Origin of the sequence: Escherichia sp. MOD1-EC6098 (assembly GCF_002965865.1) — a bacterium.
Lineage (GTDB): Bacteria > Pseudomonadota > Gammaproteobacteria > Enterobacterales > Enterobacteriaceae > Escherichia > Escherichia marmotae.
Map to the genome: position 1 here is coordinate 1 of NZ_PTSN01000085.1, position 623 is coordinate 623.

At 60.2% G+C, this 623-nt stretch carries 1 protein-coding gene; it reads left to right on the top strand.

Going from position 1 to position 623, the window contains the following annotated elements:
• A partial coding sequence (locus C0K55_RS25755) for a tetratricopeptide repeat protein (protein ID WP_157944187.1) occupies positions 1 to 623 on the top strand: 623 nt, incomplete at both ends.

Consider the following 623-nt stretch of genomic DNA (forward strand, 5'->3'; position numbering starts at 1 on the left):
GACAAGTGGAACAGCCTGTTGAAAGTGAACCGCTACTGGCTGGCGATCCAGCAGGGTGATGCTGCGCTGAAAGCCAATAATCCAGAGCAGGCCGAACGGTTGTTCCGGCAGGCGCGCAGTGTTGATAGCGCCGACAGCTATGCAGTGCTGGGACTGGGTGATGTGGCAATGGCGCGCAAAGATTACCCCGCCGCGGAACGTTATTATCAGCAGACGCTGCGCATGGACAGCAGCAACACCAACGCCGTGCGCGGACTGGCGAATATTTATCGCCAGCAGTCACCGGAAAAAGCCGAAGCGTTTATTGCCTCGCTCCCGGCCAGCCAGCGGCGCAGCGTTGATGACATCGAACGCAGCCTGCAAAACGATCGTCTGGCACAGCAGGCGGAGGCACTGGAAAATCAGGGCAAATGGGCGCAGGCGGCAGCGCTTCAGCGGCAACGGCTGGCGCTGGATCCCGGCAGTGTATGGATTACTTACCGGCTGTCGCAGGATCTCTGGCAGGCCGGGCAACGTAGCCAGGCCGATACCCTGATGCGCAATCTGGCACAGCAGAAACCAGACGATCCGGAGCAGGTTTACGCTTACGGGCTGTATCTCTCCGGTCACGATCAGGAGCGGGC